A 21,502-nucleotide genomic window follows, 5' to 3' on the forward strand; every position below is an offset into this window, starting at 1 on the left:
GGACACATTTTTCTAGAGGCGCTTTGCCGCCTGCATGCTGACTTAAAGAGGCTAGACCCCTGTGGCATTGACGATTCTTGGCCTGTCCGGCGCCCTTAGCCATGATCCTTCCGCAGCCCTGTACATCGACGGCAAGCTGATCGCGGCCGCCGAGGAAGAGCGCTTCGTACGCGACAAACATGCAAAGAACCGCATGCCCTACGAATCGGCGAAGTTCTGCCTGGAGCAGGCTGGCATCAAGCCGTCCGATGTTGACGTGGTGGCGATCCCGTTCGCCCCGATCAGCCTGTTCGGCAAGGCCCGCTGGCACTACGCCAAACGTTACTGGTATGCCCCGGATCGCGCCCTCGATGCGATCCTGATGGGCAACCGTCGCTACAAGCGCTATCGCAGGAAAATCGTCTGGTGCCTGGAGCAGTTGGGCTTCGATCCGAAGAAGATCAAGATCGAGCCGGTCGAGCATCACCTGGCCCACGCTTCCAGCGCCTATCACTGCTCCGGCTTCAAGGAGAAGACCGCGATCCTCGGGATCGACGGCAAGGGTGAATACGCCACCACCTTCTTCGGCTACGGTGAAAACGGCAGGATCCACAAGATCAAGGAGTTCTTCGATCCGGATTCCCTGGGTGGCCTGTATGGCGCGATCACCGAGTTCCTCGGCTTCGAAATGCTCGACGGCGAATTCAAGGTCATGGGCATGGCCCCCTACGGCGACGCCAGCAAGTACGACTTCTCGCGCCTGGCCTCCTTCGAGAATGGCGAGCTGGTGATCAACACCGAGTATGCCAACGTCATCGGCCTGCGTCGCTACAAGGAAAAGGGCAAGGGCTTCTACTTCTCGCCGAAGCTGATCGAGTGGCTGGGGCCCAAGCGCGAAGGCGACATCGCCGACGAGCCTTACATCCACTACGCCGCCAGCATGCAGGCGCTGTTCGAGAAGCTGGCCCTGCAGATGATCGACCACTACCTGGGTGACATCCTCAAGGAAACCGGCAAGCTGGCCTTCGCGGGTGGCTGCGCGCTGAACGTCAAGCTGAACCAGAAGATCATCGCCCGCGATGACCTCAAGGAACTGTTCGTCCAACCGGCTTCCGGCGACGCCGGTACTGCCGTCGGGGCGGCCGCGTACGTCTCTCACGCCCGCGGTGTGCCGGTGGAGAAAATGGAGCACGTCTACCTCGGCCCGTCCTACAGCAATGAAGACGTGATCGCGGCCTGTGCCCGTCATCCGAATGCGCCGAAGTGGCGCAAGCTGAACAACATGCCGGAGCAGATCGCCAGGATCATGGTCGATGGCAATCCGGTGGCCTGGTTCCAGGGGCGCATGGAGTTCGGTCCACGTGCCTTGGGCGGTCGTTCGATCATCGGTTGCCCAAGCGTCGCCGGCGTGGCGGACCGGATCAACCACCAGATCAAGTTCCGCGAGCGCTGGAGGCCTTTCTGCCCGTCGATGCTCGACACCGTTGCGCCGCAGATGATCAAGATCGATCATCCGGCGCCGTTCATGACCTTCACTTTCGAAGTGGCCGAGGAGTGGAAGACCCGCGTGCCGGAAGTCGTCCACGAAGACGGTACGTCCCGCGCCCAGGTGCTCAAGCGCGAATACAACCCGCGCTACTACGACATGATGAAGGCCCTGGAAGTGCTGACCGGCAACGGCGTGTCGCTGAATACCTCGCTGAACCGTCGTGGCGAGCCGATGATCTGCTCGCCGACCGACGCCCTTAACATGTTCTTCGGTTCCGATCTGCAGTACCTGATCATGGAAGACATCCTGGTGGTCAAAGACGGCGCGGATGCTTATGAAACGCTCGGCTGAGCGCCATGTGCTGCAGTTCTGCCACGGCTATGACGGGCCTTTCCTCGATTGTGCCCGTCAGTACGCCAGCCTGTTCAGCGGTTCCGGCTATCGGGTGACCACGGTGTTTCTCACCGGTGCCGCCGATGCCGAGGTGGCCGCGAACTGTGCGTCGGACGAAGTGCTGTTCATGGAGTACGACTCCAAGGCTATCCGTGGTCTCAAGCTCGGTGCCATCGGCGATCTGCGCAAGATCGCCGCCTCGCGCGACTTCAGCTTCTGCATCGCCCATCGCTTCAAGCCGATCTACATCGCCTTGCTCGGTACCTCGTTGCCGGTCATCGGCGTGCACCATGCATTCGGTGATTATGTCCGGGGCAGTCGCAAACTGTTCGCCCACCTGTTTCGCAAGCGCCTGAGCCTGCTCGGCGTTTCCGATGCCGTACGCGACGATATGCGCCAGTGCCTGCCGAAGTGGCCGACCGGGCGGATTCGCACGCTCTACAACCGTATCGACATCGAGGCACTGCAAGCTTCGCAGCTGCCGGCGGCCGAGGCGCGGGCAGCCCTGGGGCTGCCGGCTGACGCCTGGATCGTCGGCAATGTCGGCCGGCTGCATCCGGACAAGGACCAGGCGACCCTGATCCGTGGTTTTGCCCAGGCTCTGGATCGGCTGCCGGCCAACAGCCGGCTGGCGATACTCGGTACCGGCCGCCTGGAGGAAAAACTGAAGGCGTTGGCCGCCGAGCTCGGGATCGCCGAGCGGGTGCTGTTTCTCGGTCAGGTCCCGCAGGCGCGCCTTTACTTCCGTGGATTCGACGTTTTTGCCCTGAGCTCCGATCACGAGCCGTTCGGCATGGTCCTGCTGGAGGCCATGGCGGCTGGCGTGCCGCTGTTGGCCACTGCCTGTGGCGGCGCCAGGGAAGTGGTCGAAGGCGTCGGGATTCTTTTCCCCCTTGGCGATGCCGAGCACCTGGCCCAGGGACTGCGGCACCTGGCCGCGCTGGATGACGAGCAGCGTCGGGCCTGTGCCGAACGGATGCTGGCGCGGCTGCGCGAAAGGTTCTCGGATCAGGCTGTCCGTGAGGCCTTCTGGCATCTGCCACAAGTCACCGACCTGACAGCGGAGGCCTGATGCTCAACCTATTCCAGGGTTGGCGCGAGCGCGGCTGGTCAGTGGTCGATGCCGTGACCTACCACGAAGCCTGGCAGCGTTTTGGTGGCAGCGTCGCGACGCATCCGCTGGTGGTCGAGCGTCTGGCCGGCCTTGCCGGGATACCGGTGCGCTATCTGGCTTTCGAGCAGGGTGGCGAGCTCAAGGCGGCGATTGCGACCTGGGGCCGTGACCTGGCGTTGTCCAAGGACGTGCTCAAGCGCCAGGGCAAGAAGGGCCTGTTCGATCTCGGCAATGCCGAACTGATCCTGCCGGCGGCTGCCGGTGCGCTGGCGCCGTTGCGGCACCGTGGCCGTTATCTGTCCGAGGTGAATGCCGACCGGTTCAGCGGCCTGCAGGTGCAGACCGAACAGTTGGCGATGGCCCGCACGCCGGAGGACCTGTCGAAGAAGTTTCGCTACAACCAGCGTCGTGAACTGCGCCTGCTCGAAGAGGCGGGCGGCGTGGTGCGCCCGGTCGGCGAGTTTTCCAGTGCCGAACTGGCGGCGATCTATTGCGATCTGTTCCAGCGCCGCTGGGGCTTCGCGGCCACCGGCGCGGAGCGTATGGCCGAGGTCATCGAGCTGCTGCGCGAACTGCTGGTCGGTTCGGTGATCTTTCTCAACGATGCGCCGATCGCGGTGCAGTTGATCTACCGGGTGGAGGCCCCCGAGTGGATCAGCGTCGAGTACATCAACGGCGGCGTCGATCCCGAGACCCGGGCCTTCAGTCCGGGCAGCGTGCTGAGCTTCCTCAACACCCAGAGTGCCTGGGAAGAGGCTCGGACGCTGGGCAAGGCGTTGCGCTTTTCGTTCGGGCGTGCGGACCGTGAGTACAAGGATCGTTGGTGCAACCCCGTGCCGGTGTTCAAGGTATGAGCCGTAAACAGCAGTTGCTCAAGCGTCATCGCCGTAACAAGCGACTGGCGCTGCTGGTTGCTCTGGTGCTGCTGGTCGTGATCGGCCTGCTGGTGGCCTGGTGGCTGCCGTTGGTTCTGGCGGTGATGGCCTGGGTTGCCCATGAGGCGTGGTTTGCCGATCACCTGTTCTATTCCCCGGGCGACGATTATCAATATGCCTTTCCCGAGGGCAGTGAGCAGGTTGCTGCCCGTCTCGACGGTGGGCTGTTGAAACTGGACGATGCCCTTGCACTGGACGGGGAGGAAACCCTGATCCTGGCGGTCAGGCTCAAGAGCCGCTGGCTGGGGCGCTTCCTCGATCCGGCAGTCGAAATCGAGAGCGCGCAATCCTCCGATCGCCAGGCGTTCGAGCGCGGCGTCAATGGTTTGCGTTATCTCAACCTGGGTGGCTTTGCCCCGGCGCTGACTACCGGCTCGTTGCGTTTGCGCGGGCGTTTCTGTCGCTTGCTCGGTGAGCCGATGCTATGGATTTTCCGCCAGCCGGACCTGCGGCGCCAGCGGGTCATGGTGATCGCTCCGCATGCCGACGATGCCGAGTTGGCGGCCTACGGTCTGTACAGCCAGGCCGATGAAACCTGGATCGTGACCCTGACCGCGGGTGAAATCGAAGCCGAACACTACCAGGCGATGGGCTTGCCCCGTGCCGAAGCGGCTCGTCTGAAGGGGCGCCTGCGGGCCTGGGACAGCATCGCGGTGCCGCGTTGGGCTGGTGTGCCCCAGGAGCATTGCGTGCAGCTCGGCTATTTCTGCCTGCAGTTGCCGGCCATGCAGGCCGCCCCGGACCAGCCGGTGGCGTCCCGCGAGGCCGAGCTGGACGATATCCGCCTGTTCCGCCAGCTCAACCCGTTCGCCTTGCCGGGTGACCGCGATGGCGTGCCCAGTTGGAACAACCTGCTGGCCGACCTGCGTGAGTTGCTGAATCGGGCCCGGCCCCAGGTAATTGTGTTACCGCATCCTTCACTCGATCCGCATCCGGACCATATCTGTGCCCAGGCGGCGGTGCTGGAGGCGCTGACGGGGCTGGAGTGGCAGCCGACGACGTTGCTGGGCTATGCCAACCACCTGCATGACAACGATCGCTGGCCCATGGGCGATTCAGGTGCGGGAGTCGCCTTGCCGCCGGTCTTCGATGCCGCGCGGGCGATGCGGCCCTATTGCCTGTCGCTGTCGCTGGAGCAGCAGCGCGACAAGGCCATGGCGCTGGGCATGATGCATGACCTGCAGCCGCGGGCGCCGTTCAAGCGGCGACTGCGCCGTCTGCTGCAGTGTCTGTTGGCATTACGTAACAAGTCGCCTTATGGCGAGAATGAATTTTTCCGCAAGGCCGTGCGCAGGCACGAGCTGTTCTGGCGCCTTTGACGGTGGCAAGGAAGGACATGAAAGTTCTGTTTCTGGTACAGAAAGAACAACGGGCCATTCTGGACCGTTTCTACGACGGTATTGCCGCCAATTGCGAATGCGACCTGCGTTGGCTCAGTAGTGAGGAACAACGTGATCTGCGAGGTTATTTTCGTCGACACGTCGATGTATCGCGTTATGACCGTATCGTGTTCTTCCTGCGTTTCAAGCAGGAAATCCGCCAGGTCGGGTTCATTCGTACGATTCCCAACCTGGTGATTCTGGAACACGATGCCTATCAGAATTACATCCCCTGCAAGTACACCGGGAAGTTCAGCAGGCACTATCGGCGGTTACCTTGGGCGCGGGTGATCAGCTCCGGGTTCATGGTCAGCGAGCGCTTGCGCGAAGAGGGTTTTGACGCGGTATTCGTACCCAAGGGCTACGATCAGAGCCTGCTGGCCGACCAGGGGCGCGAGCGGGATATCGAACTGGCATTCGTTGGCAGTACCAACAGTGTCGCCTACAGTGGGCGCAAGGCTCTGCTGGATGAATTGGCGCAGGTCGAGCCGTTGCTGGTCACGCGGACCAAGTCCGGTGACGAGTATCGCGATACGCTCAACCGCATTCGGTTCTTCGTCAGTGCCGATGTTGGCATGGGCGAATACATGATCAAGAACTTCGAGGCCCTGGCCTGTGGTTGCGTGTTGCTGGCCTATGATCAGGGGGAAGCGGAAAACCGTGCCTTGGGGTTGGTGGACATGCACAACGTGGTCTTCTACCAGACGATTCCGCAGTTGCAGGAAAAGCTGGCCCTGTTGCGCGCCGATGCTGATCTGGCCGCCCGCATTGCGCGCAATGGGCGCGACCTCGCGGTTGCTCATTACGGTTTTTCCCGGATCGGTCAGCGTGTCGTCGAGGTGATGCGGCCGGCTTTACGCCCTCATCCTGCCTTGAGCTGGGTTGAGCGCCTTCGTTTGCGGATAGGTGTTTAGTGGCAATTTGATGTCGTTCGTGTCAGGCTTTCAAGAGGTTCTCCTGAGCGCCAACGCAAGGAAGCGGATAAAGCTGCCACTGGAGCTTTTTGTTGTTATTGAATGGGGTCCGAGTGGCACTATGTTCGCGTTCGAGAGCGGCGGGGCGATCCGTTGAGTATTATCAATGTGATGTGGTCTGGCGGTGCACCCTATGTGTCCGTACATAAAGTGCATCAACAGGTACTTTCCCAACTTGATCCTGGTAGCCCGGTAGAGACCTGGTTGCTGCAGGGCCAAGGCATCCCGGATTCGAGCATATTCGGGCAGTGTCGTGAATGGCGATTGTCGACTGCCGCGCTGAAGGGGCGAAGGCTGTCGCGTTTGCTGACACCTTGGCTCCGCATTCGTTTTCTTCGTGCCCTCCAGAACAGCAACGCGCAGGTCGTGTTGCTGGATGGGATCGGGGCTGCTCGTGCCCTGCTTTCTTGCATCGGAAAGCTGCCCGAGTTGCGGGTCGTTGTGCTCTTTCACGGGCAAACCCGCCTCAGGCCCGCGGATCTTGCGTTGTTCGCCCGGCTTCCAGCTTCTCAGTTGCAACTGGTGGCAGTTTCCAAGACGTTGTCGGCCAGCCTGCAGGCGGATTTGCAGTTGCCAGTGATGACGCTGCGTACCGCACTGGAGCCTGAATCTTTTCTCACCGTGGCGGCGACGCGGGAGCAGGCACGGCAGATATTGGAGATTCCCGTCGATGCGGGGCCGGTGTTTGGTGCAGTCGGCCGACTGGTGCCCGACAAGGGCTTTGCCTGTCTGCTCGAGGCCTTTTCCCGTTTGAGTGTCGAATGCCCCAGTGCACGTCTATGGATCATCGGTGAAGGACTTGAGCGTACTGCGCTTGAGGCTCGGGTAGCGCGTCTTGGCCTTGGCGGCAAGGTGTTTCTGCCTGGTCATATCGACGATGCTGCTCGTTTTTTCAGAGCTTTCGACTGGCTGGTGGTTCCGTCGCGCGCCGAGGGGTTGGGCTTGATTGTTCAGGAGGCGGTGCTGGCAGGGGTGCCGGTTCTGCTCAGCGATCTGGACGTTTTCCGCGAGCAGTTGGGCGATGCGGCCTGCTATGTTCCGGTTGATGATGCCAGTGCCTGGGCACAGGCCATGTTGAAAGTTGTCGAGCAGTCGGGGCTTCAGGTTGCCCGCGAACAGGATGCCGCGCTCGATCCTCGAGGCTCCTGGCAGCGATTTCGCCAAGGCGTGCGTGCTCTGCTGTCAATTGGAGAGTAGTGCCTGTTCGAGGGTCTTGAGCGGGAAATCGCCGCTGAGCTGTTCACGACCGAGGTAGCGAGCAAAGTGCTGCAGATTGCGCTTGACCAGGCGTTGGGGCAACGGCGCCTTGAGAAAGCGCATGTCGGCGACATCGATCAACCCCAGTTGACCCTGTGGGGTCTTGACGACATTGCCCAGGTGCAGGGAGCGAAAATAGATACCCGCTTCATGCAAGTTGCGGATCAGGTCTATCAGTGCCGGTAGTATCTGTTGCCAGTTGAAGCCTGGCTCATGTGCGATTTGTCGCAGTGTCTGTCCAGGCAGTGGTTGATAAAGCACAGCAGTCATGCCGGGTGCTTCCAGGGTGTAGCAGTCCAGAACCGTGAGTGTGGGAACACCCAACCTGGTCAGTTGAAACGTATTGTCGATAAAGCGCTTCGAATAGGGTCGCAGTAATGCGGACGAAAAAAAGCGTTTGCGACGAAACAGTTTAAGGATTTTTCCATCTTGCAGCAGGTAGACTTTCGCGCCGAAGCTGTCGGCCTCGAGAATTCTCGCGCCGTCGACCAGTGAGTTCAAGGCGGAGTTTGAAAGTCGGGAGCATTGCATCGTTGAAACCTTTTGGGATTGCGTGCCATGTGACGGACAATAATGCCCAAAAGTAGTCGTTTCCACCATGGCAGTTTTGTCGCCGGGTGGGTTAGGAGAACTGGATGTATACAAATCGTTGGACGCAGGGTTTGATGGGTTTTGCCTTTTTATGGTTTTTGCTGGCAATTGCCTTGGCTCCGACCAACAAGATCTATCAGCAGGGTATGGCGCTCTTTCTATGGGTGCCGACCTTGTGCCTCGCCTGGTCCGCCCGTAGCAGGTTTGTTGAACTCTGGCGCGCACAGCGCCTGCTATGCCTATCGGTATTGGCATTGTTCTGCTGGGCGCTGATCTCGATGCTGTGGAGTCAGGAACCAGACCTCACGCGTGGCCCCAAAAGGTTGCTCTATATCCTGGTTTTCCTGTTGTTCTTTCCGATTCTTGCCGATGGCCGCCCGGAGCGGGTGATACGACTGATGCAGTGGGGGGGGCTGGGGCTGGCTTTGGTAGCCCTGTTGGCAATCATTCGTTTCTACTGGGTGGAAGGCAATCCCTGGATTGGGCGTCTGACGGGATTGGGTGAACTGGCACACCCCATTCTAGGTGGATATGCGTTGGGCCTGGCAATGGTCTGGATGCTTTTTTGGCTTCCGTCTTCGCACCTGATGCGTGGTGTCTGGTTTCTGGCGCTGGGGGCGCTCTGTGCATTTGTGGTGCTGTGCCAGAGTCGGGGCGTAGCCGTTGCGTTGCTGGCGACGATTCTGGCTGCACCGCTTTGGCGTCGCGACCGACAGGCACGCTTGCTGGCCATCTTTTCGCTGCTCTTTGCCATTGTGGTTTTCTGGCTGCTTGCTCCCCTTATGCTGGGGCGTGGTGTCTCTTATCGGCCGCAGATCTTCATGGCCAGCCTGCAGATGATTGCCGAACACCCTTGGACCGGACTGGGTCTGGAAAGCGCCTATAGGGTTTTCGCCGCCGATCTGTACTTTGATCATTCGCACAACCTGCTGACACATGTTGCTATCGAGTTGGGCATTCCAGGTCTACTGCTCTGGATCACTGTTTGGCTGGCAACCTTGAGTGAGGCTTGGCGCTCCCGTCATACCCTGTTCGGGCAAGGTCTTCTGGGGGTGTGGGTGTTCTCGACCGTGGCCATGCAATTCGATGCGGCCAGCTTGACCGGAACGCCTCGGGCCGAATGGTTCATCACCTGGTTGCCGGTCGGTCTGGCGGTGGTTTCGGCCTGGGCAAGGGGCTCCGATAAAGCCTGTGATAAGATTCCCCGTTCTATATGATCAGTGAGCTTTACGATGAGTAATGCACCGTCCGAAACGGGACAGACTTCAAGCCTGAAAATCTACTTCAGGCTGCTGAGTTATGTGGCGCCCTATATCGGCATCTTTGTGCTGAGCATCATTGGCTTCGTGATATTCGCCTCGACTCAGCCGATGCTGGCGGGAATCCTCAAATACTTCGTCGACGGATTGACCAACCCGGAAGCGGTGCTGTTCCCCCACACGCCCTACCTGCGCGACCTGCAACTGCTGCAGGCGGTTCCCCTGCTGATCGTGGCCATTGCGGCGTGGCAGGGATTGGGTTCGTACCTGGGGAACTACTATCTGGCCAAGGTTTCACTGGGGTTGGTGCATGATTTGCGTGTCGAGTTGTTCAACAAGTTGTTGGTCCTGCCCAACCGTTATTTCGATAGTCACAACTCCGGACATCTGATTTCGCGGATCACCTTCAACGTGACCATGGTCACCGGCGCCGCGACCGACGCCATCAAGGTCGTGATTCGTGAAGGGCTGACCGTGGTGTTCCTGTTCGTCTATCTGTTGTGGATGAACTGGAAGCTGACGCTGGTGATGCTGGCTATCCTGCCTCTGATCGCCGTAATGGTCGGTAGTACCAGCAAGAAATTCCGCAAGCAGAGCAAGAAGATTCAGGTCGCCATGGGGGACGTCACTCACGTGGCCTCCGAAACCATCCAGGGTTATCGCGTGGTGCGCAGCTTTGGCGGTGAGAGTTACGAGCAGCAACGCTTTGCCAAGGCCAGCCAGAGCAATACCGATAAGCAAATGCGCATGACCAAGACTGGTGCCGTCTATACGCCGATGCTTCAACTGGTGATTTACGTTGCCATGGCGGTTCTGATGTTCCTGGTTCTGTTTCTGCGCGGCGATGCGACGGCTGGCGACCTGGTGGCATACATTACGGCGGCGGGTCTACTGCCAAAGCCTATCCGTCAGCTTTCGGAGGTCAGTTCTACCATTCAGAAAGGTGTGGCTGGAGCTGAGAGCATTTTCGAGCAGTTGGATGTCGAGCCTGAGGTCGACCATGGGACTGTGGAGCGCGATACGGTTACCGGGCATCTGGAGGTACGCGGGCTGAGCTTTGCCTACCCCGGTACTGATCGTCTGGTGCTGGACGATATCTCTTTTTCCGCTGCGCCTGGGCAAATGGTTGCGCTGGTAGGACGTTCCGGCAGTGGAAAGTCGACTCTGGCCAATCTGATTCCACGGTTCTATCACCACGAAGTTGGAGAGATTCTGCTCGATGGAGTGGATATCGAGGATTATCGGTTGTTGAATCTGCGCCGCCACATTGCCCAGGTGACCCAGAGCGTGACGTTGTTCAGCGATACGGTAGCCAACAATATTGCTTATGGCGACCTGGCTGGAGCGCCGCGTGAGGATATCGAGAAAGCGGCGGCCGATGCTTATGCCAAGGACTTTATCGATCAGCTACCCAACGGCCTGGATACTCAAGTCGGCGAAAACGGTGTGCTGCTCTCCGGTGGTCAGCGCCAGCGCCTGGCCATTGCCCGGGCATTGTTGAAGAACGCCCCGTTACTGATTCTCGACGAGGCCACTTCGGCGCTCGATACCGAGTCCGAGCGACATATTCAGGGGGCCTTGGATCATGTCATGGAAGGGCGTACCACCCTGGTGATTGCCCATCGTCTCTCGACTATCGAGAAGGCCGATCTGATCCTGGTGATGGATCAGGGGCGTATCGTTGAACGTGGCACTCATTCCCAGTTGTTGGAAAAGAACGGTTACTACGCACGTCTGCATTCCATCGGTCTCGAAGAACCAACTTCCACCGGCATTGCCTGAAGCCTGCAAGCCAGGGCTTGCAGGCTCGCCTTAGCAATTTCCCTTGGCCTGATACTTCCTTTTGTATCAGGCTGATTACATTCTTGACGAAGCCTAAATATTTCCGGCTATAGACCTTGTTATTGTTCTGCAATGAATCGATGACAACTTCGAAGAGGCCATCCTCTTCGTGCAGGTTTTGGGATGTTTCAGCGCTATCTATGGAAGTTGTTGCCCAAGTCCCAGCGTTCATTCCTGCTGGACCGGCTGTCTGTGGTCGACCGGCAGGTGGTGAACAAGGCAATGTCGGCCAATGTAAAATTTCCAGATCCTTTCAAGGCTCGCTCTTGCCTGTTCATCCACGTCCCCAAGTGTGCGGGAAGTAGTATCAGTTCCGCCCTGTTCAATGGCTGGACGCCGGGGCACCTGCCTTTGTATTGGTATGAACAGCAGTTCCCGGAGCAGTTTGCCAGCAGCTTCAAGTTTGCCTTTGTTCGCGATCCACTGGAACGAGCCTATTCGGCCTATACCTATCTGAAAGTCAGAGGCGAGGAGTATCGGAGGGATCTTCCGGCCAAGGCACTGATGGATTCATACCGGGACTTCGATGATCTGGTTTGTCGCTGGTTGGACGCGGACAACGTCCGCAGGCAACTTCATTTTGCTCCTCAGACAGATTTCATTACCACCTCCCTGGGGCATCTTTCTCTGGACTTCATTGGTTATCAGGAAAACATCGAGAATGACTTTCAGGCGGTATGTGAAAAAATTGGGGTCGATCTGCACCTGCCTCATCTGAATCATTCGGCCCTGCGTAATCGTGCACCGGCCAGAGATTTCTGCACTGCAAGAACCCGTCGACTGGTTCGTCGCGTCTACCAACGAGACTATGAGCTACTGGGCTATGAATAGACTGGCAACGATTCCTCTGGAAAAACCGCAGATCCGTCCCTATACCCTGGCGCTTTCCACGGCGCAGCGGGCGGCGATCAAGCATCAGCGCCCCTGCTGCATCTGGCTGACCGGGTTGTCGGGAGCGGGCAAGTCGACCCTGGCCAATGCCCTCGAAGTGCAACTCAACCAGCGCGGCCTGCATACCTTCCTGCTCGATGGCGACAACGTGCGCAACGGCTTGTGCGGCGACCTTGGCATGTCTGCAAAGGCCCGCAAGGAAAACATCCGGCGGGTGTCCGAGGTGGCGCGGCTAATGGTCGATGCCGGGTTGATCGTTATCGTCTCGGCGATTTCACCGTTTCGCGCCGACCGTGATCAGGCCCGCTCGCTGTTCAAGCCGCAGGAGTTCTCCTGCGTCTATGTCAGCACGCCCTTCGACGTCTGTTCCCAGCGCGACCCCAAGGGGCTGTACAAGGCGGCCCTGGCCGGGCGGATCAAGGACTTCACCGGGCTCGACAGCCCTTACGAGGTACCCCTCGATGCCGATTGCGAAATCGACACGACCTCGCTGGCGCTGGAGGCCTCGACCCGGCGCCTGCTGGATTTTTTGATCAATAAAGGTGCAATTTCCAATGGCGAAGCCACTCACTTGAAGCCATAGGCTAGCCTGGGGCCACCCTGTGTTAATATCGCGCCCCTGTTCATTTTGTATGTGGGTTGCTCCATGAAGTTGTCCATGCCGCGATTCGATCAAGCCCCTGTCTTGGTGGTCGGCGATGTCATGCTCGACCGTTACTGGCATGGTGGTACCTCACGGATTTCCCCTGAGGCGCCGGTACCGGTGGTCAAGGTCGAGCAGATCGAGGACCGCCCGGGCGGTGCTGCCAACGTTGCCCTGAACATTGCCGCGCTGGGTGCGCCGGCGTCCCTGGTGGGTGTCACCGGTGACGATGAAGCCGCCGACAGCCTGACCAACAGTCTCAAGGGCGCGGGCGTGCGCGCCCTGTTCCAGCGCATTGCGCACCAGCCGACCATCGTCAAGCTGCGGGTCATGAGTCGTCACCAGCAACTGCTGCGCATCGACTTCGAAGAACCGTTCGCCACCGACGCCCTGGCGCTGGGCGCCGAGGTGGACAACCTGCTCGAAGGCATCAAGGTGCTGGTGCTGTCCGACTACGGCAAGGGCGCGCTGAAGAATCACCAGGCGCTGATCCAGGCGGCGCGGGCACGGGGCATTCCGGTGCTGGCCGATCCCAAGGGCAAGGATTTCTCGATCTATCGCGGAGCCAGCCTGATCACGCCGAACCTCAGTGAGTTCGAAGCCATCGTCGGCGCTTGTGCCGACGAGCACGAGCTGGTGTCCAGGGGCGCCAAGCTCATGCAGGACCTCGACCTGGGGGCCTTGCTGGTCACCCGTGGCGAGCACGGCATGACCCTGTTGCGTCCCGATCATCCGGCCCTGCACCTGCCGGCCCGGGCACGTGAAGTGTTCGATGTGACGGGTGCCGGCGATACGGTGATTTCCACCCTGGCCGCGGCCATCGCCGCCGGCGAGGAACTGCCCCATGCCGTAGCCCTGGCCAACCTGGCGGCGGGCATCGTGGTTGGCAAGTTGGGTACGGCGGCCATCAGCGCGCCGGAGTTGCGGCGCGCCATCCAGCGCGAGGAAGGTTCCGAGCGCGGGGTGCTGGGGCTCGAGCAACTGCTGCTGGCGGTGGATGACGCCCGGGCGCACAACGAGAGGATCGTCTTCACCAACGGCTGCTTCGACATCCTCCACGCCGGTCATGTGACCTATCTGGAGCAGGCGCGGGCCCAGGGTGATCGGTTGATTGTCGCGATCAACGACGATGCTTCGGTCAGTCGCCTGAAAGGTCCGGGACGGCCGATCAACAGCGTCGATCGGCGCATGGCGGTCCTGGCCGGCCTTGGCGCGGTGGATTGGGTGATCAGTTTCCCGGAGGGGACTCCGGAGAACCTGTTGAGCAAGGTCAAGCCCGATGTGTTGGTCAAGGGTGGCGACTACGGTATCGACCAGGTGGTCGGCGCCGACATCGTCAAGGCTTACGGCGGCACGGTGAAGGTGCTGGGGCTGGTGGAAAACAGCTCGACCACGGCGATCGTCGAGAAGATTCGCAGCAACTGATCGTCGCCGGCCCCTGCTTGTCAGGGGTCGGCTTGTGGGCGATTACTGGGCCTTGGCCGGTACGATCTTGCGCAGGATCTGCCGGGCCCTGCCGGTCAGGCGTCTGAGCTTCGAATCCTTTTCCGGCTCTTCCAATCCCTGCTGACGGACCCAGTCCTTCCAGCGTATCCGCTCATCGCGCACCAGCCAGCCGTCCTGGCGGGCGAAGCTTTCCGCCAGATACAGGCCGCGCGTGCTGGCGGCAATCAACTGATCCTTCTTCAGCGTGTACAGCTCGGCGCAGGGCTGGCCGTCCTGCAGGGGCATCAGGTAGAGGTCGGGACGGGAACGGTTCAGCCGGGCCACCAGTTCGTCGTTTTCCAACCGCTCGTCGACATGGAACAGGCTCAGGGACTTGGCTTCCCGTGGTACGTCCAGGCGCAGGTCGTAGATCAGTTGCAGCGAGGCGGTCGGCAGGTGTACGTAGGCCCGTGGCCGCTCCATCAGTTGCTGGGCGCCGCAACGTACCGGCAAGGCCGAGCCCGACAGTGGGGTCAGGCGAAACGGCAGCGCCTCGCGATAATGCAGGGCGGCGGAGTAGGGCGCCGGCAGCCAGGTGTCGTTGAACCGCCCACTGAGCCAGCCTTCCGGTGTTTCCAGCAGGCACTCCTCGGCGATTTCCTGGATGGCGGTGTGCAGCGGCAGGTTCAGTTCCTGGGCCGGGACGTAGCCGGAAATCAGCTTGAGCACCACGTCGCCACGGTCCTGTCGGCGCTGGCGGACCAGCACCCAGTAATCGCGGTTCTGCCAGTGCAGCGTGAGTCGCACCGAAACCCCGAGGTTGGCCAGTTCCAGGGCAAAGCGCCCGGCGTCGGCGACGTCCACCGGTTTGCGCTTTTGCAGGGTTTGCGCAAAGTTCAGCGGCATCCCGACGCTCTGGTAGCTCAGGCCTTCGGGAGTCGCTTCGACGAACAGGGGCAGGGTCTTGAAGTTGCTGGGGTTCTTTCTGATCAGTGTTCGCGGCATGTCGGCTCCTTCTTGCGTCGGGGTCGGCCGCGTGGGCGGCATCAGTTCTGGCGAATGACCCGGGCTACGGTTGCCACGTTATGGGCGAGGTGCAGCGGATTGATGGTACCGACGATAGCACTGGCGACGCCGGGGTGCTCGAACAGCAGCTCAAAGCTGGCCCTTACCGGATCGATACCCGGGCTCAGGCAGGCATGACCGCTGGCCAGGGCCTTTTTTACCAGAATCGCCTTGCCATGGGCAGCGGCATAGTCAATGACCGGTCGTTCGGCCTGTTCGTTCAGATTGTAGGTGATCATGGCGCAGTCACCCTGTTCCAGAGCTCTGAGGCCACCCTCGACGGTCTTTCCGGAAAAGCCGAACGCGCGGATCTTGCCTTCGCGCTTGAGCTCGGAGAGGGTCTGGTAGACATCGCTCCCTTCGAGGATCGCCAGGTCGTTGCCGTCGGAGTGCACCAGCACCAGGTCGATGAAGTCGGTCTCCAGGCGCTGCAGGCTACGTTCCACGGAAAGACGGGTGTGCCCGGCGCTGAAGTCGTGGCGCGACTGGCCGGCCTCGAATTCCTCGCCGACCTTGCTGACGATCACCCACTCATGACGTTGCCCGCGCAGCAGCGGGCCGAGGCGCTCTTCGCTGCGGCCATAGGCCGGTGCGGTGTCGATCAGGTTGATCCCCAGGTCGCGGGTCAGCTTGAGCAACTGGCGGGCCTCGTCGTCATCGGGAATCTGGAAACCACTGGGGTACTTGACGCCCTGGTCGCGGCCCAGCTTGACGGTGCCCAGGCCCAGCGGAGAGACGTTCAGGCCGGTGCTGCCCAGGGGGCGGTGCAGTTCGTGCAGGGTGGGCAGGCTCATGGCAGCAGTTGTTCCCAGGCGGTTTGTGTCATGGCGGGGCGAGGCAGCTCGGGCAATGCCGGCGCATGGCTGGGCTGGATGCCATCGCGCTGCAGGCTGGCGATGACCCGGTCGGCGAAGTCTGGCGCCAGCGCCAGCTTGGTCGGCCAGCCGACCAGCAGGTGCCCGTCGTCGGCGAGAAAGGCATTGTCCGGACGGGTCAGGCCTGTTTGCTGTGGCTCGGCGCGATCGACCCGCAGGGTGGCCCAGCGGCTCTGGCTCTGGTCGATCCAGGGCAGCAGGTTCTCCAGTTCCTTGCGTGCGGCGGCAATCTGCTCGGTGCTGTCGCGTGCGACGCCTTCGGCCTCGGCGATGTCGCCGCCGAGGTACCAGACCCATTGGCCATCGGCCGCCGGGTGGGTGGTGACGGTGATCCGTGGCTTGGGGCCGCCGCCCAGGCAGTGGGCATACAGTGGTTTGAGGCTCGGGCCCTTGACCAGCACCATGTGCAACGGACGTGTCTGCATCGCCGGTTGGCTCAGGCCCAGCGCGCTCAGCAGTTCGGCATTGCCGGCGCCGGCACTCAGCACGATGCGCTGGGCGCGGATCTCGCGGTCATCGACGCGCAGGCCGACCAGTTGGTCGTTGTCGCGCAGCGGCTCGATCTTCCGCCCGGCGAGCAAGCCGTCGCCCGCCAGTTCGGCCAGGCGTGCAATCAGGCTGGGGACGTCGACCACCAGTTCGGCCAGGCGATAGACCTTGCCCTTGAAACGTGGGTTCTGCAGGGCGGGCGGCAGTTGGTCACCCTTGACCTGGTCGACCCGGCCACGCACGGCCTTGCTGGCGAAGAAGCTGGTGAGGTTTCCGGCCAGGGTACCCGGCGACCAGAGGTAGTGGGCGTCCGATAGCAGGCGCACGCCGGAGAGGTCGAGTTCGCCGTTGCCGGCCAGGGCCTCGCGCCAGCGGCGCGGCATGTCGGCGATGGCTTCCGAGGCGCCGGTCAGGGCACCGTGCAGCGCGTACTTGGCGCCGCCATGGATGATGCCCTGGGACTTCACGCTCTGGCCGCCGCCGAGGCTGGCGCTTTCCACCAGCACCGTCGAAAAGCCCTGGCGGCGCAGGCGCGCATTCAGCCAGAGGCCGGCAACGCCGGCGCCGACAATCAGGACATCGGTGGATATAGCGGATGGCATGCAGCGACCTCGGTTGTTCTGACTAAGGCCGCAGTATACAGGTTCGGGGAAGGCGTCGATGGCCTGCCATCAATGCCCGGCGGTTTTCGAGAACAGCTGGATCACCACCACACCGAGAACGATCAGCGCCATGCCGAGCATGGCTGGCAGATCCAGTTTCTGCCCGTAGAGGAACAGCGCGGCAACGCTGACCATCACGATGCCCATGCCGGCCCAGACCGCGTAGGCCACGCCGACTGGCACCGTGCGCACCACCAGTGTGAGCATCCAGAAGGCGGTGGCATAACCGGCGATGATCAGGGCCAGGGGCAGCGGGGTGCTCAGGCCCTTGACCGCTTTCATGGAGACAGTGGCGATGACTTCGGCGCAAATGGCGATGGCGAGGTAGTAGTAGGCATTCATGAAGTGATCTCCCCTGTCTTTTGGACCTGTTGACGGGTTGGCATTTTAGTCGTCAGCCAGATGGGGTAAAGTCATTACCTATCTGTATGAGAGATAGGTTGATCGCCCAATGCAATGGAATCTGGAGCAGATGCGGCTGTTCGTGGATGTCGCCGAGCAGCGTTCTTTTTCCGCGGTGGCCCGTCAGCAGCGCAAGGCGCAATCGGCGGTCAGCTCGGCGATTGCCCTGCTCGAAGATGATCTTGGTGTGTTGCTGTTCGAGCGCAGCAGCGGCCGCCAGCCGAGGTTGACGGCGGCAGGGGAGTCTTTGCTGGAGGAGGCGCGCGAGGTGCTGCGCCAGTGCGAGCGTCTCAATGGCCGGGCCATGTCGCTGATGCGGGGGCAGGAAGCCTGCCTGCGTCTGGCCCAGGATGAGGCGATGCCCTACCAGTCGGTGGTCGACAGCCTGGAGGCGCTGGCCAACCGCTTTCCCAACCTCGAGGTGCAATTGACCAGCGCGGCCCAGGGTGATGTGGCGCGCAAGCTGGTGGAGCGGCGTGCCGACCTGGGGCTGCTGTTCTACCACGACCAGATTCCCGAGGCCCTGGAGCGGCGGGTGCTGGGCAGGATCGAGATGGTCACGGTATGTGGTGTCGGCCATCCGATGGCGGCGTTGGCGCGGGTGAATTGCCAGCAACTGGCGCAGCATCGGCAGTTGCTGATGTCGACGCAGTCGAGTGTCTACCCGGGCAGCGAGGCGGCGAGCCCGCGGGTCTGGCGGGCCGACAGCTTCTACGTGATGGCCGAGTGGTTGATCCGGGGCCTCGGCTGGGCCTGGCTGCCGCGTCACGTGGTGCAGTATCCGACGTACCAGGGGCAGATGGTCGAGTTGGTCAGCGAGTGGACGCCGCCGGCGCTGGTGGTCGAACTGGTCTGGCGCCGCGACGAGCCCCTGGGGCCGGCAGGACGCTGGCTGGCCGAGCGTTTTGCCGAACACTTGCAGGCGATTGGCTGAAAACACAGTAAACTCCGCGGCCATGAATAGAACTCTCTACACCTTGCTGTTTCATCTGGGGTTGCCGCTGGTGGCGGTGCGTCTATGGCTGCGGTCGCGCAAGGCGCCGGCCTATGCCCGACGGATCGCTGAACGTTTCGCCCGCGGCTTGCCGCCGATGCGTCCGGGCGGGATCTGGGTGCATGCGGTGTCGGTGGGCGAGAGCATTGCCGCCGCGCCGATGATCCGGGCGTTGCTGGCGCAGTATCCCGAGCTGCCGATCACCGTGACCTGCATGACGCCCACCGGCTCGGAGCGAATCCAGGCGTTGTTCGCCAATGAACCGCGCATCCAGCATTGCTATCTACCCTATGACCTGCCCTGGGCGGCGGCACGCTTCCTCGATACGGTGCGCCCCCGGCTGGCGGTGATCATGGAAACCGAACTGTGGCCCAACCACATCCACCAGTGCGCCCGCCGCGCGATCCCGGTGGCGCTGGCCAATGCTCGGCTGTCGGCACGCTCGGCCAGGGGCTATGCGCGGTTTGCCCGGCTGACCCGGCCCATGCTCGAGGAAATGAGCCTGATCGCGGTGCAGACCGAGGCCGAGGCCGGGCGTTTCCGGCAGTTGGGCGCCCGGGCCGAGTCGGTCCAGGTCACCGGTTCGATCAAGTTCGACCTGACCATCGACCCGCAACTACAGGTACGTGCGACCGAGTTGCGTGAGCAGTGGCAGGCCCGGCAGCGTCCGGTGTGGATTGCCGCGAGTACCCACGAGGGCGAGGACGAAGTGGTTCTGGCGGCGCATCGGCAACTGCTGGGCAACTACCCGGATGCGCTGCTGATTCTGGTGCCGCGTCATCCGGAGCGTTTCAACGGTGTTTTCGAACTCTGCCGCCAGCAGGGTTTCCCGACGGTCCGGCGTTCGACCGGGCAGCCGGTCGGCGCGACGGATTCGGTTTTGCTCGGCGACACCATGGGTGAATTGCTGTTTCTCTACGCCCTGGCCGACAGTGCCTTCGTCGGCGGCAGCCTGGTGCCCAATGGCGGGCACAACCTGCTGGAGCCGGCTGCCCTGTGCAAACCGGTCCTGAGTGGGCCGCACCTGTTCAACTTCCTCGAGATCGCCGCGTTGATGCGCGAGGCGGGCGCGTTGCAGGAAGTCGATGATGCCGAGGGGCTGGCGGTGGCGGTGCGCAGCCTGTTCGAACTGCCCCAGGATGCCCGCCGGATGGGCGAGGCGGGACTGAAGGTGATGCAGGCCAACCAGGGCGCCTTGCAGCGTCTGCTGGATGGGCTGGGGCGTCTGCTGGCACGCTGAGCCCTGTTGCTTGATCGTTCCCACGCTCCGCGTGGGAATGCAGCCGGTGACGCTCCGCGTCAAAGGGGCGGACGCGGAGCGTCCTGGGAGGCATTCCCACGGGGACCGTGGGAACGATCGGGGGCTAGCGCTCCGACGGCGTCTTGAGGCTGGCCGACGCGGCCTTCGCCAGGTCCGGTGGCAGGAAGTCCTTGTCCGGGTTGTAGTCGGCCTTCAGGTAGCGCGACAGGGCGCTCAGGTCGTCCGGGCTCAAGGTGCCCGCGGCCTGCTTCAAGCGCAGGTTGTCGAGGATATAGTCGTAGCGGGTGTTGTTGTAGTCGCGCACCGAGGTGTACAGCTGGCGCTGGGCATCGAGCACGTCGACGATATTGCGCGTGCCCACCTGGTAGCCTATCTCGGTCGCCTCCAGTGCACTCTGGTTGGAGATGATCGACTGCTTGCGCGCCTGTACCTGTTCCACATCGGTGTTCACCGCCCGATGCAGGTTGCGGGTGTTTTCCACCACCTGCCGACGCAGGGCCTCACGTTGCTGTTCGGTCTGGCTCAGGCGCGAATAGGATTCGCGTACCTGCGAGCTGGTCAGTCCGCCGCTGTACAGCGGGATGTTCAACTGCAGGCCAACGGTGGTCTGCTTCACCGGCCCGCCATAGTTCTGGCCCAGGGTATTGGGGTTGGTCAGGCCGAAGCCGTCGTTGTCGCCGGCCTGGTACTGGGCGACGGCATCGAGGGTCGGGGCGTGGCCGGCCTTGCGCTGCTTGAGGGTTTCCTCGGCGGCGCTGACCGCGTAGTTGCTCGCCAGCAGGTTGAGGTTCTGCCTGGCGGCGGTATCGACCCAGGCCTTGGCGTCATTCGGCGTTGGCGCCAGCACCGGCAGGGTGTGGACGATGCCCTGGATCGAGTTGTACTGGCGGTTGGTCAGGGTGATCAGCGCTTCGAACGCATCCTCGACCTGGCGCTGGGCGACGATGCGGTTGGCCCGCGAGGTGTCGTAGCTGGCCTGGGATTGCAGGACGTCGGTCTTGTCCGACAGGCCGACGTCGAAGCGCTCGTTGGACTGGTCCAGCTGGCGCTTGAACGCCGCTTCCTCGGCCTTGGTCGAGGCCAGCGTATCCTGGGCGCGCAATACCGCGAAGTAGCGTTCGGCGCTCTGCAGGATCAGGTTCTGTTCGGTGGCCGAGAGTTGCAGCGCGGCCTGTTCGTTGACGTCCTTGGCCGCCTGGAACTGGAACCAGCGGTCGGCGCGGAAGAGCGGTTGGCTCAGGGTCGCCTGGTAGACGTTGGCACTACGGGTCGTGGTGACCGAGGGCCGGTCGATGGAGGTATGAACGTTGTTGCTGCTGGCGCCGGCCGACAGGTTCGGCAGCAGTCCGGCACGGGCCTGGGGCACGACTTCCTTGCGTGCGTCGTAATCGGCGCGGGCGGCGGCCAGGTCGGCGTTGTTGTCCAGGGCTTCCTGGTAGACGCTGACCAGGTCGGTCTTGGTCGACAAGGGCGCTTCAGCTGCCCAGACCAGTCCGTTGGTCGCACAAGACACGGCCAGGGCCAGTGATAGTTTGCGCAGCATGAGGCGATCCTTGGAGTGAATATTACGGTGATAATTCGGG

At 62.0% G+C, this 21,502-nt stretch carries 19 protein-coding genes; 13 read left to right on the top strand and 6 right to left on the bottom strand.

The window, feature by feature from the left end:
* Nucleotides 1-61 precede the first annotated feature (61 nt).
* From K675_RS0102980 to K675_RS0103005, 6 genes are all read left to right on the top strand, one after another.
* The gene (locus K675_RS0102980; protein ID WP_017902022.1) at nucleotides 62-1,819 is read left to right on the top strand and encodes a carbamoyltransferase family protein; all 1,758 of its coding nucleotides are present in this window, start codon (nucleotides 62-64) and stop codon (nucleotides 1,817-1,819) included.
* Complete coding sequence (locus K675_RS0102985) at nucleotides 1,803-2,933, top strand: glycosyltransferase (protein WP_017902023.1); 1,131 nt, start codon at nucleotides 1,803-1,805, stop codon at nucleotides 2,931-2,933. The genes K675_RS0102980 and K675_RS0102985 overlap by 17 nt, the downstream gene beginning before the upstream one ends.
* Nucleotides 2,933-3,829, top strand: coding sequence for a GNAT family N-acetyltransferase (locus tag K675_RS0102990; protein WP_017902024.1), 897 nt, complete (start codon nucleotides 2,933-2,935; stop codon nucleotides 3,827-3,829). Before K675_RS0102985 ends, K675_RS0102990 begins: the two co-directional genes overlap by 1 nt.
* Nucleotides 3,826-5,229, top strand: a complete 1,404-nt coding sequence (locus tag K675_RS0102995) for a PIG-L deacetylase family protein (protein ID WP_017902025.1) — start codon at nucleotides 3,826-3,828, stop codon at nucleotides 5,227-5,229. Before K675_RS0102990 ends, K675_RS0102995 begins: the two co-directional genes overlap by 4 nt.
* 17 nt (nucleotides 5,230-5,246) lie before the next feature.
* A complete protein-coding gene (locus K675_RS0103000; protein ID WP_017902026.1) occupies nucleotides 5,247-6,203 on the top strand; it encodes a glycosyltransferase family protein in 957 nt (318 codons plus the stop codon).
* Nucleotides 6,204-6,356: 153 nt separating this feature from the next.
* Nucleotides 6,357-7,460 carry a glycosyltransferase gene (locus K675_RS0103005; protein WP_026144869.1) on the top strand — a complete coding sequence of 368 codons (1,104 nt, stop codon included), beginning with the start codon at nucleotides 6,357-6,359 and terminating at the stop codon, nucleotides 7,458-7,460.
* Here the strand turns inward: K675_RS0103005 and K675_RS0103010 are convergent.
* Nucleotides 7,446-8,051 (bottom strand): toluene tolerance protein, encoded by a 606-nt coding sequence (locus K675_RS0103010; RefSeq protein ID WP_037006242.1) that lies wholly within the window; start codon nucleotides 8,049-8,051, stop codon nucleotides 7,446-7,448. The two genes, K675_RS0103005 and K675_RS0103010, sit on opposite strands and share 15 nt — an antisense overlap.
* A gap of 104 nt (nucleotides 8,052-8,155) precedes the next feature.
* On the opposite strand from K675_RS0103010, the gene K675_RS0103015 reads away from it, so the two are divergent.
* The 5 genes from K675_RS0103015 to hldE all read left to right on the top strand — a co-directional run bounded on the left by K675_RS0103015 (nucleotide 8,156) and on the right by hldE (nucleotide 14,171).
* Nucleotides 8,156-9,328 carry an O-antigen ligase family protein gene (locus K675_RS0103015; protein WP_017902030.1) on the top strand — a complete coding sequence of 391 codons (1,173 nt, stop codon included), beginning with the start codon at nucleotides 8,156-8,158 and terminating at the stop codon, nucleotides 9,326-9,328.
* A gap of 15 nt (nucleotides 9,329-9,343) precedes the next feature.
* Nucleotides 9,344-11,152: a lipid A export permease/ATP-binding protein MsbA gene (gene msbA, locus K675_RS0103020; RefSeq protein WP_017902031.1), complete on the top strand. Its 1,809-nt coding sequence runs from the start codon at nucleotides 9,344-9,346 to the stop codon at nucleotides 11,150-11,152.
* Between the two features lie 183 nt (nucleotides 11,153-11,335).
* Nucleotides 11,336-12,043, top strand: coding sequence for a sulfotransferase family 2 domain-containing protein (locus K675_RS0103025; RefSeq protein WP_017902032.1), 708 nt, complete (start codon nucleotides 11,336-11,338; stop codon nucleotides 12,041-12,043).
* Nucleotides 12,036-12,686: an adenylyl-sulfate kinase gene (cysC, locus tag K675_RS0103030; protein WP_017902033.1), complete on the top strand. Its 651-nt coding sequence runs from the start codon at nucleotides 12,036-12,038 to the stop codon at nucleotides 12,684-12,686. The genes K675_RS0103025 and cysC overlap by 8 nt, the downstream gene beginning before the upstream one ends.
* A gap of 63 nt (nucleotides 12,687-12,749) precedes the next feature.
* Nucleotides 12,750-14,171, top strand: coding sequence for a bifunctional D-glycero-beta-D-manno-heptose-7-phosphate kinase/D-glycero-beta-D-manno-heptose 1-phosphate adenylyltransferase HldE (hldE, locus tag K675_RS0103035; protein ID WP_026144871.1), 1,422 nt, complete (start codon nucleotides 12,750-12,752; stop codon nucleotides 14,169-14,171).
* Between the two features lie 42 nt (nucleotides 14,172-14,213).
* On the opposite strand, the gene K675_RS0103040 is transcribed toward hldE, so the two are convergent.
* The 4 genes from K675_RS0103040 to K675_RS0103055 all read right to left on the bottom strand — a co-directional run bounded on the left by K675_RS0103040 (nucleotide 14,214) and on the right by K675_RS0103055 (nucleotide 17,604).
* Nucleotides 14,214-15,176: a hypothetical protein gene (locus tag K675_RS0103040; protein ID WP_017902035.1), complete on the bottom strand. Its 963-nt coding sequence runs from the start codon at nucleotides 15,174-15,176 to the stop codon at nucleotides 14,214-14,216.
* 41 nt (nucleotides 15,177-15,217) lie between these two features.
* Entirely contained in the window at nucleotides 15,218-16,030 is an 813-nt protein-coding gene (locus K675_RS0103045; protein WP_017902036.1) for an aldo/keto reductase, read from the bottom strand.
* Nucleotides 16,027-17,202, bottom strand: a complete 1,176-nt coding sequence (locus K675_RS0103050) for an NAD(P)/FAD-dependent oxidoreductase (protein WP_017902037.1) — start codon at nucleotides 17,200-17,202, stop codon at nucleotides 16,027-16,029. Before K675_RS0103050 ends, K675_RS0103045 begins: the two co-directional genes overlap by 4 nt.
* Before the next feature lie 69 nt (nucleotides 17,203-17,271).
* Nucleotides 17,272-17,604, bottom strand: coding sequence for a DMT family transporter (locus tag K675_RS0103055; protein WP_017902038.1), 333 nt, complete (start codon nucleotides 17,602-17,604; stop codon nucleotides 17,272-17,274).
* 109 nt (nucleotides 17,605-17,713) lie between these two features.
* Between K675_RS0103055 and K675_RS0103060 the strand changes: the two genes are divergently transcribed.
* Together K675_RS0103060 and waaA are read left to right on the top strand one after the other, a co-directional pair.
* A complete protein-coding gene (locus K675_RS0103060; protein ID WP_026144872.1) occupies nucleotides 17,714-18,598 on the top strand; it encodes a LysR family transcriptional regulator in 885 nt (294 codons plus the stop codon).
* A gap of 22 nt (nucleotides 18,599-18,620) precedes the next feature.
* Complete coding sequence (waaA, locus tag K675_RS0103065; RefSeq protein ID WP_026144873.1) at nucleotides 18,621-19,898, top strand: lipid IV(A) 3-deoxy-D-manno-octulosonic acid transferase; 1,278 nt, start codon at nucleotides 18,621-18,623, stop codon at nucleotides 19,896-19,898.
* Nucleotides 19,899-20,022: 124 nt separating this feature from the next.
* On the opposite strand, the gene K675_RS0103070 is transcribed toward waaA, so the two are convergent.
* Nucleotides 20,023-21,462 carry a TolC family outer membrane protein gene (locus K675_RS0103070; RefSeq protein ID WP_017902041.1) on the bottom strand — a complete coding sequence of 480 codons (1,440 nt, stop codon included), beginning with the start codon at nucleotides 21,460-21,462 and terminating at the stop codon, nucleotides 20,023-20,025.
* Nucleotides 21,463-21,502: the final 40 nt, after the last annotated feature.

Origin of the sequence: Pseudomonas fuscovaginae SE-1 (genome assembly GCF_000364705.1) — a bacterium.
GTDB classification, from domain to species: Bacteria; Pseudomonadota; Gammaproteobacteria; order Pseudomonadales; family Pseudomonadaceae; genus Aquipseudomonas; species Aquipseudomonas fuscovaginae_A.